General features: G+C 40.3%; 18 protein-coding genes. 1 reads left to right on the top strand and 17 read right to left on the bottom strand.

Going from position 1 to position 16327, the window contains the following annotated elements; translation table 11 throughout:
- Positions 1 to 16 precede the first annotated feature (16 nt).
- Genes prpB through mmgD form a run of 3 tightly spaced genes read right to left on the bottom strand, consistent with a single transcriptional unit; the run spans position 17 to position 3522 of the window.
- Entirely contained in the window at positions 17 to 925 is a 909-nt protein-coding gene (gene prpB / locus ABC361_RS08720) for a methylisocitrate lyase (protein ID WP_413073615.1), read from the bottom strand.
- Positions 926 to 940: 15 nt separating this feature from the next.
- Positions 941 to 2377 (bottom strand): bifunctional 2-methylcitrate dehydratase/aconitate hydratase, encoded by a 1437-nt coding sequence (locus tag ABC361_RS08715; protein WP_413073614.1) that lies wholly within the window; start codon positions 2375 to 2377, stop codon positions 941 to 943.
- 23 nt (positions 2378 to 2400) lie between these two features.
- Positions 2401 to 3522 carry a citrate synthase gene (gene mmgD / locus ABC361_RS08710; protein WP_413073613.1) on the bottom strand — a complete coding sequence of 374 codons (1122 nt, stop codon included), beginning with the start codon at positions 3520 to 3522 and terminating at the stop codon, positions 2401 to 2403.
- Positions 3523 to 3747: 225 nt separating this feature from the next.
- Between mmgD and ABC361_RS08705 the strand changes: the two genes are divergently transcribed.
- Positions 3748 to 4611 carry a LysR family transcriptional regulator gene (locus tag ABC361_RS08705; protein ID WP_413073612.1) on the top strand — a complete coding sequence of 288 codons (864 nt, stop codon included), beginning with the start codon at positions 3748 to 3750 and terminating at the stop codon, positions 4609 to 4611.
- A 115-nt stretch (positions 4612 to 4726) separates the two neighbouring features.
- Here the strand turns inward: ABC361_RS08705 and ABC361_RS08700 are convergent, their stop codons facing one another.
- The 14 genes from ABC361_RS08700 to ABC361_RS08635 all read right to left on the bottom strand — a co-directional run bounded on the left by ABC361_RS08700 (position 4727) and on the right by ABC361_RS08635 (position 16321).
- Complete coding sequence (locus tag ABC361_RS08700) at positions 4727 to 5161, bottom strand: peptidylprolyl isomerase (RefSeq protein WP_099300544.1); 435 nt, start codon at positions 5159 to 5161, stop codon at positions 4727 to 4729.
- A 65-nt stretch (positions 5162 to 5226) separates the two neighbouring features.
- Entirely contained in the window at positions 5227 to 6558 is a 1332-nt protein-coding gene (gene lysA / locus ABC361_RS08695) for a diaminopimelate decarboxylase (protein WP_413073611.1), read from the bottom strand.
- Positions 6559 to 6664: 106 nt separating this feature from the next.
- Complete coding sequence (locus ABC361_RS08690) at positions 6665 to 8125, bottom strand: spore germination protein (RefSeq protein ID WP_413075743.1); 1461 nt, start codon at positions 8123 to 8125, stop codon at positions 6665 to 6667.
- Complete coding sequence (spoVAEA, locus tag ABC361_RS08685; protein WP_413073610.1) at positions 8115 to 8702, bottom strand: stage V sporulation protein SpoVABEA; 588 nt, start codon at positions 8700 to 8702, stop codon at positions 8115 to 8117. Before spoVAEA ends, ABC361_RS08690 begins: the two co-directional genes overlap by 11 nt.
- Positions 8702 to 9055 (bottom strand): stage V sporulation protein AE, encoded by a 354-nt coding sequence (spoVAE, locus tag ABC361_RS08680; protein WP_413073609.1) that lies wholly within the window; start codon positions 9053 to 9055, stop codon positions 8702 to 8704. Before spoVAE ends, spoVAEA begins: the two co-directional genes overlap by 1 nt.
- Positions 9056 to 10063, bottom strand: a complete 1008-nt coding sequence (spoVAD, locus tag ABC361_RS08675; RefSeq protein WP_413073608.1) for a stage V sporulation protein AD — start codon at positions 10061 to 10063, stop codon at positions 9056 to 9058.
- A gap of 13 nt (positions 10064 to 10076) precedes the next feature.
- Positions 10077 to 10535, bottom strand: a complete 459-nt coding sequence (locus tag ABC361_RS08670; protein WP_413073607.1) for a SpoVA/SpoVAEb family sporulation membrane protein — start codon at positions 10533 to 10535, stop codon at positions 10077 to 10079.
- Between the two features lie 174 nt (positions 10536 to 10709).
- Positions 10710 to 11468 carry an RNA polymerase sporulation sigma factor SigF gene (gene sigF, locus ABC361_RS08665; RefSeq protein WP_099300537.1) on the bottom strand — a complete coding sequence of 253 codons (759 nt, stop codon included), beginning with the start codon at positions 11466 to 11468 and terminating at the stop codon, positions 10710 to 10712.
- A gap of 12 nt (positions 11469 to 11480) precedes the next feature.
- Entirely contained in the window at positions 11481 to 11921 is a 441-nt protein-coding gene (gene spoIIAB, locus ABC361_RS08660; RefSeq protein ID WP_413073606.1) for an anti-sigma F factor, read from the bottom strand.
- A gap of 3 nt (positions 11922 to 11924) precedes the next feature.
- Positions 11925 to 12269, bottom strand: coding sequence for an anti-sigma F factor antagonist (gene spoIIAA, locus ABC361_RS08655; protein ID WP_099300535.1), 345 nt, complete (start codon positions 12267 to 12269; stop codon positions 11925 to 11927).
- 110 nt (positions 12270 to 12379) lie between these two features.
- The gene (locus ABC361_RS08650; RefSeq protein WP_413073605.1) at positions 12380 to 13543 is read right to left on the bottom strand and encodes a D-alanyl-D-alanine carboxypeptidase family protein; all 1164 of its coding nucleotides are present in this window, start codon (positions 13541 to 13543) and stop codon (positions 12380 to 12382) included.
- A gap of 135 nt (positions 13544 to 13678) precedes the next feature.
- On the bottom strand, positions 13679 to 13876 hold the full coding sequence (locus ABC361_RS08645) for a DUF2188 domain-containing protein (protein ID WP_099300533.1): 198 nt from the start codon (positions 13874 to 13876) through the stop codon (positions 13679 to 13681).
- A 124-nt stretch (positions 13877 to 14000) separates the two neighbouring features.
- Entirely contained in the window at positions 14001 to 15389 is a 1389-nt protein-coding gene (locus ABC361_RS08640) for an MDR family MFS transporter (protein ID WP_413073604.1), read from the bottom strand.
- 140 nt (positions 15390 to 15529) lie between these two features.
- Positions 15530 to 16321 (bottom strand): VLRF1 family aeRF1-type release factor, encoded by a 792-nt coding sequence (locus tag ABC361_RS08635; RefSeq protein WP_413073603.1) that lies wholly within the window; start codon positions 16319 to 16321, stop codon positions 15530 to 15532.
- Positions 16322 to 16327 lie beyond the last annotated feature (6 nt).

The raw sequence follows: 16327 nt of genomic DNA, 5'->3' as shown, positions 1-16327 counted from the left end.
GTGGTTAGGCAATCCATTATTGATGCTTCGTTAAAATGGTTTTGGCAACAGATTGATCCAGTGCTTCAAAATCATCGTACGAAATTGTCTCATACAACTCACTTCGTTTTTGCATGTTTTCAAGACTTGCTTTCTGTGTGCCATTTTCAAGTATATCTTGGAACACACGTTCATACGCCTTCGCAGCAACACGTAATGACGTAACTGGATAAATGACCATATCGTAGCCCATGTCCTCAAATTCAACAGCTTGATAATAAGGGGTTTTTCCAAATTCCGTCATGTTGGCGAGCATAGGGGCATTAATCGCACGCGCAAATATTCGAAACTCCTCTTCTCCTTGAAGCGCTTCAGGAAAAATGGCGTCTGCACCAGCTTCAACATACGCTTTTGCTCGCTCAATCGCTTCATCTAATCCTTCTACACCTCTCGCATCCGTACGAGCAACGAGAACAAGTGAAGGAGCTGCTTTTTTAAGGGCTGTTATTTTTTGCACCATTTCTTCTGTATTCACGAGCTTCTTACCATTTAGATGCCCGCATTTTTTCGGCAAATCTTGATCCTCTAATTGAACAGCAGCAACGCCTGCCTCAACCATTTCTACAGCTGTGCGCGCCACGTTTAAGACTCCACCGAACCCTGTATCAATGTCAACTAAAAGCGGTAGATTCGTCGCACGAATAATCTCCCTCGCTCGGTCCGCTACTTCTTTTGAGTTTACAATTCCGAGATCTGGTAAACCAAGACTCGCAGTATAGGCAGCTCCGGATAAATAGAGGCTGTTGAATCCAGCTTGCTTTGCCATCAAGCCAGCCATCGCATCATGGGCACCAGGTATTTGTAAAATCCCCTTACTCTGCACATGTTGTAAAAATTGTTCAGCTAATTCTTTTTGAGATTTTGGTTGATCAACAATCCAAGGCATCCGTCATTCTCCTTTCTATTCCTGAGCAAATAAGTCAATAAATGCAGGAACCGTTACGTTTTCTAACTCTTTATAATCAGACGTCATCTTCAAAATCGCTTCGTTTTGTTTGCCTGCATAATGAGTTGCTAAGTTATCTTTGAACTTTTGCTGAATCGCTGGAACTGCTTCCTCTCGTCTAAAGCGATGACCAAGTGGGTATTCCACCGCGATTTGATCAGTTGAAGAACCATCTTTAAAGAAAACTTGAATCGCATTGGCGATTGAGCGCTTGTTCGGATCTAAATAATCCCTTGAATATTGCTCGTTTTCCGTTACAACCATTAAGTCACGTAAGCGATCAACTTGAGGATTACTTGCCATTTCGTCTTCGTAATCATCGGCGACGATATCCCCTTTTAATAAGCCAATGGCAATAATGTATTGCAAGCAATGATCGCGATCAGCTGGGTTATAAAGTGGACCCTTCTTATCAATAATGCGGATAGCCGATTCATGCGTCGTCACTTCAATACGATCAATGTCATCTAAACGATCTTTAATCGTTTCATGCAACGTCACGGCACACTCTGCTGCTGTTTGCGCATGAAACTCAGCTGGATAAGACACTTTAAATAGAATGTTTTCCATGACATACGCGTCAAGTTCTCTTGCTAGCTTTAGCTCTTGCTTTTTAAACAAAACATCTTGAAATCCCCAGCCTGGAGCACTTAACGCTGTTTTGTATCCCATTTCACCTTTTAATGCTGTCATCGCTAAGAACACACCGCGACTTGTCGCATCACCTGCTGCCCAAGATTTTCTAGAACCTGTATTAGGTGCATGTCGGTACGTGCGAAGGGCAGAATTATCAATCCATGCATGCGAAACAGCATTAATAATTTCTTCTCTCGTTCCACCTAACATCCCTGCAACAACAGCTGTTGAAGCAACTTTTACAAGAAGTACATGGTCAAGACCGACGCGGTTAAAGCTATTTTCTAACGCAAGCACACCTTGTATTTCGTGAGCTTTTACCATTGCTACAAGAACGTCTTTAATCGTGAGTGGCGCTTTTCCTTCTGCAAGATTTGTACGGCTTATGTAGTCTGCCGTTGCTAAAATGCCACCTAAATTATCAGATGGGTGTCCCCACTCAGCAGCGAGCCACGTATCGTTATAATCAAGCCATCTCACCATCGTACCAATATTAAATGCACCGCGAATTGGATCGAGGACATGAGATGTTCCAGGTACTTTTACTCCGTTCGGAACAGTTGTACCAGGCACGACTGGTCCAAGCATTTTTACACACTCTGGGTAACGTAAAGCTAAAACCCCACAACCTAATGTATCGACTAATACATGGGCAGCAGTCGTCATTGCCTCTTCACTTGTAATCTCTTTGTCTAACACATAATCAGCAATCTCTTCTAACAATTGGTCCGTTTGTCTCGTATCTGTTTTTAACATAAGCGTAACCCTCCAACGTATTCTTATTTGCTTTTGGTTGTATGTCTTGGTCCGGTATATTTCACTCGCGGACGGAATAATTTATTGTTTTCATGTTGTTCAATAACGTGGGCGCTAAGACCAACCGTTCTAGACGACAAGAAGATTGGTGTATACAAACCGATCGGTATGCCTAACATCCAATAAACTGGTGCCGCATAGTAATCTAAGTTCGGATAAAGCCCTTTTTCTTTTGCAATTAATGCTTCTCCAGCTTCACACATTCGCAAAAGTCGATCATCCCCTGCTGCTTCAGACAATTCAGCTAAGGCTTCTTTCATAATTTGGGCACGTGGGTCCATTTTTTTCATGTATACACGATGACCAAAGCCCATGATTTTTTCTTTTTGCTTTAACTTGTTTGCAAGTAGCGTTTCAAATTCTTCTGGAGTATTTGCATCAAGCAACATATACATAACCGCTTCATTAGCGCCACCATGTAAATGTCCTTTTAATGAGGCAACTGCACCTGTCATTGCACCGTACATATCCGATAAGGTCGAGGCAATAACACGAGCTGTAAACGTTGAGTTTGGCATCTCATGCTCAGAATAGAGGACAAGAGACTGATCAAATACACGTTCCTCAAGCTCTGTTGGTTCTTTTCCTGTAATCATGTACAAAAAGTTCGCGCTGTAAGAAAGCTCTTCTTTCGGTCGCATAATTTCTTTGCCTTCTAAAACACGGTAGCTGTTCGCGACAATTGCCGGTAACTTCGCGAGTAGCTGATATCCTCTTTCACGGTTTACTTCTGGATCTCTGTTTAACAAGTCATGGTCGTAGCTTGCGAGAACAGATATCCCTGTACGAAGCGCATCCATTGGATGAGTCGATGCAGGTAATAGTTTAAACACATCGAGAACCACCTCTGGTACGTCATACGATTCACTTAAGCGTTTGGCTAAATCAGTACGCTCCGTTGATGTAGGCAATGTTCCTTGCAAAAGCAAGTGAACAATGTCTAAATAACCGTGTGATTTAGACAATTCAATTAAATCATAACCATGAATGACAATTTCTCCTTGTTCTGTATCAAGGAAAGATAAATCTGTTTCTGCTGCAATAACGCCATCAAGACCAGGGTAGTAGCTTTGTTCAATTGCCATTTTCTTCCCTCCATTGCTCGTAGTGTAAAACATGCATACTAAAGATAAAGCGCTTACAAATTTCAGCATATTTCAACAAGAAAATATACTTTGAATTCACTTCTTTTTTAGATTACCATAATTTCTGAACCTGCGCCAATATTGATTTATTCTGTCTATTGTTTCTTGTTCGATTTGTTAAAAACAGCTACACTTAAAGAACCCCGTTGAAAAAGGATGATAACCATGCGACTAGATGATGATGAATTGATTGTAGCGTTACATGAGGCAGGCACCATTCGCGGTGCTTCAAGACATCTTTATTTATCACAACCTGCTATTAGTCAGCGCCTCAAACAAATAGAAGAAAAATGGGGTGAAACACTCTTTATACGAACCCATAAATCCCTTATTCCAACGCCAATTGGCGAAGAAATTATTCTCTATGCAAAAACACGAATTCAAAACGAAAAAGAGTTTATAAATCGGATGAGCTTATTAACTGGTCAAGTTCGTGGAACGCTATCTCTAGCTGTTTCGTCCGTTATCGCACAATACTATCTTCCTACTCTTTTGAAGATGTATATGGCCCTTTATCCACAGGTGAAAATAGATTTACATACGGGCTTAACTACAGCTATGCACGCAAAGCGCCATGATGTTCACGTTAGTATTTTACGTGGGGATCTTGAGGATGAAGAGTCGAAGCAAAAATTATTCTCTGAAAATTTATATTACGTTTCAAATCAAGAGCATGAGGAAACAAATACATTAATTGAATTTCAAAGTGATCCAACTTTCCACGCTACGTTAGAAAAATGGTTTCAGTCAAAACCATTTCCTCTTCCAAAACAGACAATTAAAGTTGATCAAATTGAAACATGTAAACAACTAATGCTTAATGGAATCGGTGCTTGTATTTTGCCTGAGATTGCAACAAAAGATCTTGAACATACTCGGTGCCGCTTTATAAAATTATATACCAATGGTGAAGATTTAAAACGGGATACATGGACCTACCATAGCGAAAAACATACTGAACTTCCACAAGTTCACGCATTTTTAGATATGCTACATCGCGTAAAGAACGAGTCATTGTCTCTTCCATAAGAATGTTACTTCTCCTATGGAAAACGTTCGCATGTTTCTTGAAAAAGACAAAAAATACGGAGGAAAAACTCCCCCGCATTTCTTCGTAAAGGGGGTTAAATAGCCCCCGCGCCCTTTATTCTTCCCAAACCTTCACTTCTTGCATCACATCGCCTTGGTTAATGCGATAAATGCTGTCCAAGCCTTCCACAACTTGTCCAAATACGGTATGGACGCCATCAAGATGCGGCTGTGGCTCATGTACGATAAAGAATTGGCTTCCGCCAGTGTCTTTTCCAGCGTGTGCCATTGATAAAGTACCGGCTACATGCTTATGCGTGTTTGTAGCTGTTTCACATTTAATTGTATAACCAGGACCACCTGTTCCGTTTCCGTTTGGATCGCCGCCTTGAGCTACGAAACCAGGAATGACACGGTGGAACGTTAAGCCATCATAAAAACCTTTTTTCGCAAGTGTTTCAAAATTCTCTACTGTTCCTGGTGCTTCATCTTCAAAGAAATCGATAACGATTTTCTCGCCATTTTCAAAGGTAATGCTTCCTTTTTTCATTTGAATCCGTCCTCTCAACTTTCAAATTGCGCTTTCGCACTTCATCTATTGTACACACAATGTGCTTATTTCTCAAATGGCACGGTTGCTTTAGCTGTGTAAGGTAAATCCAAGCGTACTAAGTCATCATAGGTTTCCCGTTTTACAACAAGCTGTGCTTCTCCAGCCTCTGCAAACACAATCGCAGGACGAGGAATCCGGTTATAGTTGTTGGCCATGGAATAGCCGTATGCGCCTGTGCAAGAAACAGCTAAAAGATCATTTGCTTCTACGTCTGGCAATGGCAAATCCCATATCAACATATCGCCGCTCTCACAACATTTTCCTGCAACCGAAAATGTTTCTTCTGGTTGTTCATTGGCACGGTTGGCTAGCATTCCTTCATATTTTGCATCATAAAGAGCTGGACGTAAATTGTCGCCCATTCCCCCATCAACAGAAAGATAGCGACGAACATTCGGAATATCTTTTTGCGATCCAATTGTGTAAAGCGTCGTTCCTGCATCACCGACAATCGAACGACCTGGCTCAATCCAAATTTCAGGCATACTCATTTGTAAGGTATTCGTATGCTTGATCGTTTCGTCGACAATCTTGTTCACATATTCGCTCGGATGAAGAGGCGTATCGCCCTCTACATAACGAATGCCAAAGCCTCCACCAAAATTCAACACTTTAGGTTCATAGTCAAATGCTTCTTTCCATTCAGATAAATTCTCAAAAACTTTCTCAATAGCGAGAATAAACCCATCTGTTTCAAAAATTTGCGAGCCGATATGACTATGAACGCCGAGAAGATCGATTTTTTCATCTTTTAGACAAATGTCAATAGCTTTTGTTGCTTGCCCACTCGCTAAATCGAACCCAAATTTTGAATCTTCTTGTCCCGTTGTAATATACTCATGGGTATGCGCCTCTACATTTGGGGTTAATCGCAATAAAACAGGGACAAGCTGCTGACGTTCCGCCGCTAACGTTTGAAGTGTTTGTAATTCAAAGAAATTATCAACAACAATGCAACCGATGTTTTCTTCAAGCGCCATCATTAATTCATCCATACTTTTGTTGTTCCCATGAAAATGAATCTTACTGGCAGGTACTCCTGCTTTTAGTGCTGTAAACAATTCTCCACCAGAAACAACATCAATACTTAAACCAGCTTCATTTGCCAACTGATACATGCCAACTGTACTAAAAGCTTTGCTTGCATACGCTACTTGATACGCGACATTTTTTTCTTTAAACGCGTCTTGGTAAGCGCTCATTCTCTCTTTAATTAGCGCAACATCATACACGAATAGCGGTGTCTGATAAACGTTTGCTAATTCTACCGTATCGACTCCACCGATCTCTAGATGTCCATTCGTATTAATCTCCATTGTGCCATGTAAATACACGCTACTCTCACTCCTTCTATCACAGAAGAAAAGTAGCTTCAGGCAAAGCCATAAAGCTACTCTCCACAATTTCTCCTAGTTTATCAGAGATTAAATCGTTTGACTACTATTCGCTTTTCGGTGCTTGTTTAATCTTATCCACTGGATGAACAATACTCGGACGCCAGCGAACACTTGGTACAGACGTTCGCACAAGAATTTGATACATCGCTGGTGGATCAAATGGTAAAAATGGCCATAAATATGGCTTTGCGAGCGGTGCTAATCTCACAAGTGAAAGGAATAGTAAAAATAACGAAGCAACGAAGCCGACTGGTCCAAATAAAGCGACGGCTAAAATGATGAGATAGCGACTCATTCGTAACGCCACACCAAGTTCATAACTCGGCGTTGCGAACATCCCAACCGCACCGAGCGCAACATACAAAATGACTTCTGTTGTAAAATATCCTACTTCAATCGCCATTTCACCAATAAGTAACGCGGCAACAAGGCCGAGTGCGGTTGCCAATGGCGACGGTGTATGAATAGCAGCCATCCGCAAGAGTTCAATTCCAGCTTCCGCAAAGATAATTTGCACAGCAATATGAATATTATTGTTTTCTTCGACACCTACAAAATCAAGTGCAGGCGGTACAAGCTCTTGATGCGTAGCAAGTAAAAGCCAAAATGGCACGACGAGTAAAGAAAATAAAATCCCAACAAAACGCATCCACCTTAAAAACGTCCCAACAGCAGCAGCTTGTCGATATTCTTCCGCATGCTGAACATGGTGAAATAACGTTGCTGGCGTAATAATAACAGAAGGTGATGTATCAATAATGATAACAATATGTCCTTCAAGAATATGTGTTGCCGCGACGTCAGGCCGCTCCGTGTAACGTACAAGCGGATACGGGTTTACCCCTTGTTTTACAATATATTCTTCTACTACTTTGTCCGACATCGTCAAACCATCAACATTGATATCTTTTAATTCTTTTTTAATAATGTCTACAAGCTTTGGATCTACAACGCCATCAATGTAACACATACAAATATCTGTTTTCGAGCGCACACCAATTTGCATGATCTCTTGACGTAATCGTTCATCTCGAATCCTTCTTCGTGTTAAGCCTGTATTAAAGATAATGTTTTCTGTATACCCGTCACGTGAACCACGGACAACGCGCTCTGTATCAGGCTCTTCTGGTCCTCTACCAGGGTAAGAACGAACGTCCACAATTAAACTGTTTGCTTCCCCTTCAACCACGACACATATTAAGCCAGACAAGACTTGCGTAATGGCGTTATCAATGGAATCAGTCTCTTCTACTTGAATATGAGCTAGATGATTTTTTACAGATTGAAAGGGTTGTTCTGCTCGACGCATTCGACTTTCTGTATCCATTAATTCACGTAATATTTCAATGATGTAAAGATTATCAACAAGTCCTGTTAAATAATAAATGAACACGTCTTTGCCAAATACATTCAGCTTTCGAACACCTACATCAAACGACTTCTCAATGCCTAATCGCTCATTCATGATGCGATCGTTTTCTTCTATACTTTTTTTAAATGTCATCGGTTTCGAAGTCGGGTTCAAGATAGCCACTCCTTTCTAATATGAGTTCAATTGCTTTCTTTGTGATGGGTGCGCCTCTTTTAACATCGTCAAATCGTGCCATTTTGCCAATATCACCAACACCAACAACAATTGGCAACTTTAAATCGTCTAAAATTGAAACGGTATCACCGTTTATTCTGCCAATTTCTAAATCAAATAACCCTTCCTTGTCGACGCCGTATTGCGATAGATGTCCAAAACGATCCACACTAACATCTACATGGGTCCACTCTTTTGCATGAGTTTGAGATGCAACAGCTACAGCTCCGATTACGTTAATTGTTTGTTGCTTCGCAATATATTGCATCGCTTCTTCACCAAAGCCAATATCGCGAATGCCACAGTCATCGAACATAACCAAAATCGGGATTCCGTCTTTTTGTTGATGAATGAGATCGACCAACTGTTGAGGTTCGATTATAGTAGGATTTCCGTAAGAAGCGCTAATGACTTGGCAGTTTAATTCTTTTGCGATGTGTTCAAGCGCCTTTTTACTTGCTAAGTCCCCATCTGTAACAAAGATAACGGTTTTCATTACGTAACCCCCTTTGGTTTAAACACGATTGCAATGACCAAACTGAGCAAAATAGAAAAAACAATTGTTGTTGATGCAAGTTCAAAGACGCCATCGCTAATATAAAACAATCCATTTTCCCCATTTTGCATGGCACTATGAACGAGAGAATATCCTAAGCCTGTGATTGGAACGGTCGCACCAGCTCCAGCAAGTGAAATTAATTTTTCATATAAGCCGAATCCATCTAATATAATGCCAATAATGACTAATGTGACTAACATTTGAATGGATGTTAGCTTCACAATGTCCAGCAAAAATTGTCCGAGCAAACAAATGGCTCCACCAACAATAAATGCCCAAAAGTAAATCATCTAACTCCCCCTTCTTTCAAACACGACAGCGTGAGCAATACAGGGAATGGTCTTTTTTTGCTGAACTGTATTCGAACTATGCAACGCGCCTGTAGCGATGACCAATACACGTGATAACTGCTTGGCTAGTATCTGGTCAAACACATGGCCAAACACGACGCTAGCACAACACCCTGCTCCACTTCCTCCAGCAAACGCTTGTTGATTTGTTCCATAGATCATGACTCCGCAATCATCATAATGATCAACCATCGCAACGCCATGTTCACGCAACAATTTTTTAAAGATCTCACTTCCTGAGCGCGCTAAATCACCCGTAAGAATCAAATCAAAATCAGCTGGCGATTGATTTGTTTGCTGTAAATATTCAAGCAATGTATTCGCTGCCGCTGGTGCCATAGCCGCACCCAGTTCATAAGGATTTTTGATGCCAAAATCGACGACTCTGCCTACAATTCCTTCTGTCATTTGAATCAGTGATTGATGTCTTCCTAAAACCAACGCACCTGAGCCTGTCACAGTGGTTTGCGCAGTATCAGGTTTTTGTTGAGCAAATTCAATCGGAAAACGAAACTGTTTCTCGCACACTCCGAGATGACTACTCGATGCACAAAGTACACGCTTTGCTCCTCCTCCGTTAATCCACATACCAGCGACAAGTAAATTTTCAATTGATGTGGCACAAGCCGAATAACTACCTAAAAAAGGAATGTTTAACTTGGTCGCAATTTGACTAGATACTGTACTTTGATTCGTTAAATCACCTGCAACAAAAAGATCTAAGTGATTATTTTTGATGTTTTCTTTATGTAAACAAAGTGAAATAGCTTTTTCCATCAATTTTGTTTCTGCCGCCTGCCAGTCTTTCTCTCCGCACATTAGATTTGGAAATACATGATCAAAAGAATGACCTAGCGGACCCTTTCCTTCTTTAGGACCTACTGCCGTTCCTCTTGCTTCCACATATACAGGTGTTTTAAATGAAAGAATCCGATTCTTGTTGAACATAACGTGCTCCTCTTTATTTCAGGATCATATGAATGAATAGACGAGAAAAACTTACTACGTAAGCCGCTGTAATCCCGAAGATTAAAATGGGACCCACAATGCGAAATAAATGAACGCCTATTCCAGAGAAAAAACCTTCTGATCGATGATCGAGTGCCGTAGCAACCATGGCATGCGCAAATCCAGTTATGGGAACAAGTAGTCCTGCTCCAAAAAGCTGCGCCCCTTTTTTGTAAACACCAAATCCTGTTGCAAACGCCGATAAGGTAATAAGAATAACAATCATATAGCTCGTAGCCATTTGTGGATTTAATTGAAAGAAAAACCGTAGTCCGTCGTATAAGAATTGACCAAAAACACTTATACAGCCACCAATTAGAAACGCCAAACAACCATGCTTAAAAAATCGCGTTTTTGCTGCAAACAAACGGACGTTTTCTTTGTAGTTGACCTTTTCTTCTGCTTTTAACATACGTCCTCCTTACAAAGCGATTTGGCAATAGTATGCTGCAATCTGATCATTTCCATTCGTTTCTAACCGTACTTCTTCGTTTTTATAAAGGGGAAAGCATAAAAAAAGAACAGACACTCACGCCACACACAAAAAACCCAGATTCCAATAATCTGGGTTTCCCTAAATTTATTCTTATGTTTCTGACATAATTTCTTTCATTTGATCGAGAATCTTTTTCTCTAAACGAGACACTTGCACTTGCGAAATGCCAAGCCGCTCTGCTACTTCAGACTGTGTTTGATCTTTGTAGTAACGTAAGTAAACAATTAAACGTTCTCGTTCTTCTAAATCTCGGATCGCTTCCTTTAACGCAATTTTGTCAAACCACTTTACTTGGCTTTGATCTGCGATTTGGTCCATCAACGTTATCGGATCTCCATCATTCTCATAAACCGTTTCATGAATGGACGTTAAGCTCCGATTAGCGTCTCCAGCAAACACGACTTCTTCTGGTGTAACGCCTAAATGAACAGCAATTTCGTTTACAGTTGGCGTACGACGATATTCTTTTGTTAAGTCGTCCTTGGCTTTACGAATTTTGTTGCTTAACTCTTTAATTGAACGACTGACTTTCACTGTGCCGTCATCTCTTAAAAATCGTTGAATCTCGCCAATAATCATCGGTACCGCATAAGTGGAAAACTTTACATCATAGGATAAATCGAACTTGTCCACTGATTTTATTAGACCGATGCAGCCAATTTGAAAAAGATCTTCTGCTTCATAGCCTCGATTCATAAAACGTTGAACCACAGACCATACGAGACGAGTATTCTTGTTAACAATTAAATCGCGAGCTTCTGTATCACCTTGCTGACTTTTCGCGATTAAATCTTTTAATTCTTGATCAGTCAACATCTTTTTTGTACTTTTTTTTAGCTCAGCGCTCATTAGCAAGACCCCTTATCTGCATATGGCCTTTGATTTTGTTAATTGTTTCTTTAGATACACGGTCGTCCCAAGTAAAGGTTCTGAGACGACTCTCATTTCATGACAAAAATTTTCCATGATCGTAAAACCCATACCCGAGCGCTCAAGTTCAGGTTTTGACGTATACAATGGCTCTCTTGCCTCATCAATATCCATGATGCCGTTGCCTTCATCACGAATGATAATTTCAATTTCGTTGTCTCGTAGTTCAGCTGAAATATAAACAGTTTCGGTCTCATCATTATCATAGCCGTGAATAATGGCATTGGTGACTGCTTCAGAAACAACTGTTTTAATTTCTGTTAACTCTTCCATCGTTGGGTCAAGCTGTGCTAAAAACGCACCGACTGTCACTCTTGCAAATGCTTCGTTCTCACTTTTTGCACTAAATGAAAGGTCCATTTTATTTTCCATTGCTTAAGCCACCCCTAACTTTTGCAAAGCAAAATCTTCATTTTCCTCGAAGCGAATAATTTTGAACATCCCTGACATTTCAAACAAACGCTCAACAGCAGGTGAGATCGCGCAAACGACCATTTCTCCACCAGCTGCCGTGATTTGTTTATACCGTCCTAATATGACACCAAGTCCAGAGCTATCCATAAACGAAAGCCCCTCCAGGTTTAGTAAAATATGTTTTGTTTGCGGTAAGTGGGCTTCAACTTCTGCGCGCAGCGTTTTCGCTGCATGGTGATCCAGTTCACCAGTCAATCTCACAAGCAACACATTGTGTTTTTGTTCCAGTTGAATTTGTAATGTCATGAAAACACCTCCATCTAAACTTTACTCCATGCTATCATTCCATTTTATTCGCTTGAAATCCTTGTTGTTGACAAAAGTAGTGTCTGTTAGTCGAAACTTCTAACCGTTCTTTATTTCCCTGCAAAAGTTGACAACGTTCGTTTAAATAATTGCCACCAGGAAGCCGTATCTACCGACTCTGCTGCAATTAAATCAGTTGATACAACGGTGTCCCCATCAAGCTGTACGGTTAAACTCCCAACAACATCGCCTTTTTCAATTGGTGCAGCCACATGTTCGTCTAGCGCTACTGTCACTTCCGGTTCTTTCGCTTCTTCTCCTTTTTTTAGCAGGATGGATACCTGGTCGTCCGTAATCGCTTCAATCCTTTTTTGATCGCCTTTTACAACTTTTGCTTCACCTAACGTATCCCCTTTTTTAAATAGTGTTTCGGTTGAATACTGGTTAAACGCATGATCGAGCAAAGAGGTCACTTCTGCATTTCGTTCTTTTGACGTTGGTGCACCCATTACAACTGCGATAACGCGCATTCCGTCTTTTTCAGCGGTTGCTGTTAGACCATATTTTGCTTCTTGCGTAAAGCCTGTTTTCAATCCATCTACACCGGGATAAAACCGAACAAGTTTGTTTGTATTAACTAACCAAAATTCTTTATCTGTTCCTTTTCGCAAATAGTCTTCATAAATACTCGTATAATCGGTGATTTTCTCGTATTTCAGTAATTCTTTTGCAATGATCGCTAAATCATGTGCAGAAGAATAATGATTATCAACAGGTAATCCGTTCGTATTTTTAAATGATGTTTGCTCTAAGTTTAGTTCACTTGCTTTTTCATTCATCATTTTCACAAACGCTTCTTCAGAACCAGCAAGATGCTCCGCCATCGCGACTGCCGCATCGTTACCAGACGCTACCGCAATCCCTTTCAGCATATCATTAACGCTCATTTGTTCTCCCGCTTCTAAAAAGATCTGTGATCCCCCCATAGAAGCTGCGTATTCACTAACAGTTACTTGATCTTCATACTTTAGCTTTCCTTCATCAATTGCTTCCATGATAAGCAACATAGTCATGATTTTCGTCATGCTCGCTGGGGGCAAAGACTTATTGCTATTTTTTTCAAAAATAACCTCCCCAGTATCCCGCTCAATCACAATGGCTGATAACGTTTTCTCTCCTAACGGTGCTTTTTTCTCCTCCGCTGCATGAACTGGCAAGCTCACGGCGGTTGACAACATAAGTAAAACAAGAATGCGAATTAAAAGCTTTTTCATACATGTCCCTCCATTATCCTTTATGTAAAAAACTATCAGCTAGTCTTTCCATTCAAAACCTTTCTATACAATGTAAGGAAAAGGACAACAAAAAAAGGCGATTCGCGATAGAGCGAATCACCTTTAAATCATTTTTTAATACGTTCTGATTTCTTGTTGATCATGGTACTCATCGAAAATAATTAGACGGCTTGGCTGATTTTCCTTCGCCAATTTCTCGCCTGCTTCGATCGCTTTTGCTTGCTTGTCATACTCTTCATGAGGCGCAATGTCCTCAATTTTTACAAACCACGTAGTCGCATCTTTATTTGGTGTTACAGTATATTCCTTCATGTCTATCTCTCCTTCAAAAACTGTGTCTACTTCTATTATTACCCGATTGAAGATGAGAGAAAACATCATTTGTTTAAAATGATTAAATGAACTTGAAAATGTTCGGTTGAGCCACTACCTTATTCTACTTTCGAGGGTTTTTCTTAATAAAGAACGCCATGATTAAACTAATAAACGCTACAACGGTAGCAACAATAAATGCATTGTTTACCCCTTGAATCATTGACTCACTTTGTTCAGTTGAAGCGGAAGAGGTCATAACCGACACTAGAATTGCCGTTCCAATCGAGCCAGACACTTGCCTCATTGTGTTATTCATAGCTGTCCCATGAGGAATGAGTTCTCTCGGTAGAACATTTAACCCAGCTGTCGTCACAGGCATTAATACAAGAGACAAACCAAACATTCTTACTGCATAGACAACCGTTAAATACGTTAATGACGTCTCTGCTGAAAGATTGGTATAAAATAACGATGAAACAAAAATGAGTGTCAAGCCAATAATAGCAAGCAGTCTAGCTCCAAATTTATCAAAAATACGTCCTGTAATTGGCGACATAATCCCCATTAGCACCGCACCTGGTAGGATCGTTAATCCAGTTTCAAGCGCAGAATATCCTTGCATATTTTGCATGAAAATCGGTAAGATCGTTGCTGGTCCAACTAACGAGACAAATACGAGCATCCCCATCGCCGTTGTTAATGAAAAGACTGGATAGGTAAACACACGAAATTCTAAAATTGGATGATCGAGCTTTAATTGTCTCGTAATAAAAAAGAATAACGAAGAAACCCCAATAACTAATGGCACGTAAACAAGTGGGCTTCCCCAGCTTGCTTGTCCAGCATTCGAGAACGCAAAGAGTAATCCTCCAAAACCAAACGTTGATAAAAGAATTGAACCAATATCGAGTTTCGGGTGACGCAGTGTTGTGACATTACGCATAATAAAGATCGCCGCAATAATATCAATAATGACAACTGGAAGTAAAATCCAAAATAAAATACTCCAATGATACGATTCAACTAGCCAGCCGGACAATGTTGGGCCAATCGCTGGGGCGAAAGAAATGACAAGCCCTACCATTCCCATCGCCGTTCCGCGCCGTTCTTTTGGGAAGATTAGTAAAAATACCGTTTGCATGAGCGGCATCATGATTCCTGCTCCAGAAGCTTGAACGACACGTCCGACTAGCAACATGCTAAAGTTTGGCGAAATGGCACAAATTAACGTTCCGATTCCAAACAACGTCATAGCCGTTAAGAAAAGTGATCGTGCCTTAAATTTTTCAATTAAAAAAGCCGTTATTGGAATCATAATTCCATTAACAAGCATAAAGATCGTCGTTACCCACTGTGCTGCATTTTCGTTAATATCTAAGTCTGCCATTAAGTGCGGTAAAGCTGTTGTTAAAAGCGTTTGATTTAAGATGGCCACAAAAGCACCGATCAACAATACAGCAACTAAAGGTTTTTTATTAAATTGTGGTATTTCTTCTTTTTCCTCACTCATTCCATAACCTTCTTTTTCTCAAACTAATAGATGTACCTCATTATAGCGACCGCTTTCTTTAAATGTCAAAGTCTTTGCTCGTTCTTTTTAGCTAAAAAAACGCCTCGAAGCATTTACTCCGAGGCGTTTTGGACCATAACTTATACCACTTCTTCGTTTAACTCTTTAACAATTTCATGGGATTTAAGTTTGGCTAAATTTCTTTTTGAAATTTTCGGGTCATGATTTGACAACTGCCTTGCAAATTCACTTGTTTGGTCAGGTGAACCAACTAAGTGCATCGTTGACCAGTTTTTTTGCTTTGATTCTTTTTCAATTTTTTGAGCAATTTTTTTGAACCATCGCTGTTGGTTCGCATCAAATCGATCGGCATATTGTTCTCGGTGAAGCGCAGCTCCTGCTTCAGCTTGCGGCCTTGCACCAACATATTCTTTCCAATCTTCTGATTCAATGTCCCAGCTATACTGCTTTTCTTCGATGACTTCGCCAAGACTGGTTTCCACCGTGTGAACATCGGTTTTTTTAATCATAACAATGCCCGATAACGGAAATTTTTCTTCTAATGCTTCCAATTGGTCAACAACTGGATGTTTTTCCCAGCGAAAATCGTTTTCGACCGGTACTTGCAGCTTTTTTAAATGGACATCTCCTTCTGAAGAACCAATGAACACAATGCTTTTCGGCATATTCGTGGATAATTCCATAATTTGCTGCTCCGCTTGTTTTTTTAATTTTTTAAAGGCTTGTAGTTCGGGTTCATTATCACTAACCTCTAAGTATTCTTCAAGCTTTTTAAGCCCATTCTTCAGGCGAATCTTCCATTCTCCTTTTTGTTGATCGACACTTGTTTTCCCAGTCTGTAAGTAGATCGTTAAACAACCGTTATCACATTGAATTTGCTTTAAGCGTTTTAAATCCTTTGTTAGTGACAATACACA

The organism is Shouchella phoenicis, assembly GCF_047238345.1.
Classification (GTDB): Bacteria; Bacillota; Bacilli; order Bacillales; family Bacillaceae_D; genus Shouchella.
The sequence above is the reverse complement of the archived record's forward strand: the minus strand, read 5'-3'. Positions and strand labels throughout refer to the sequence as shown.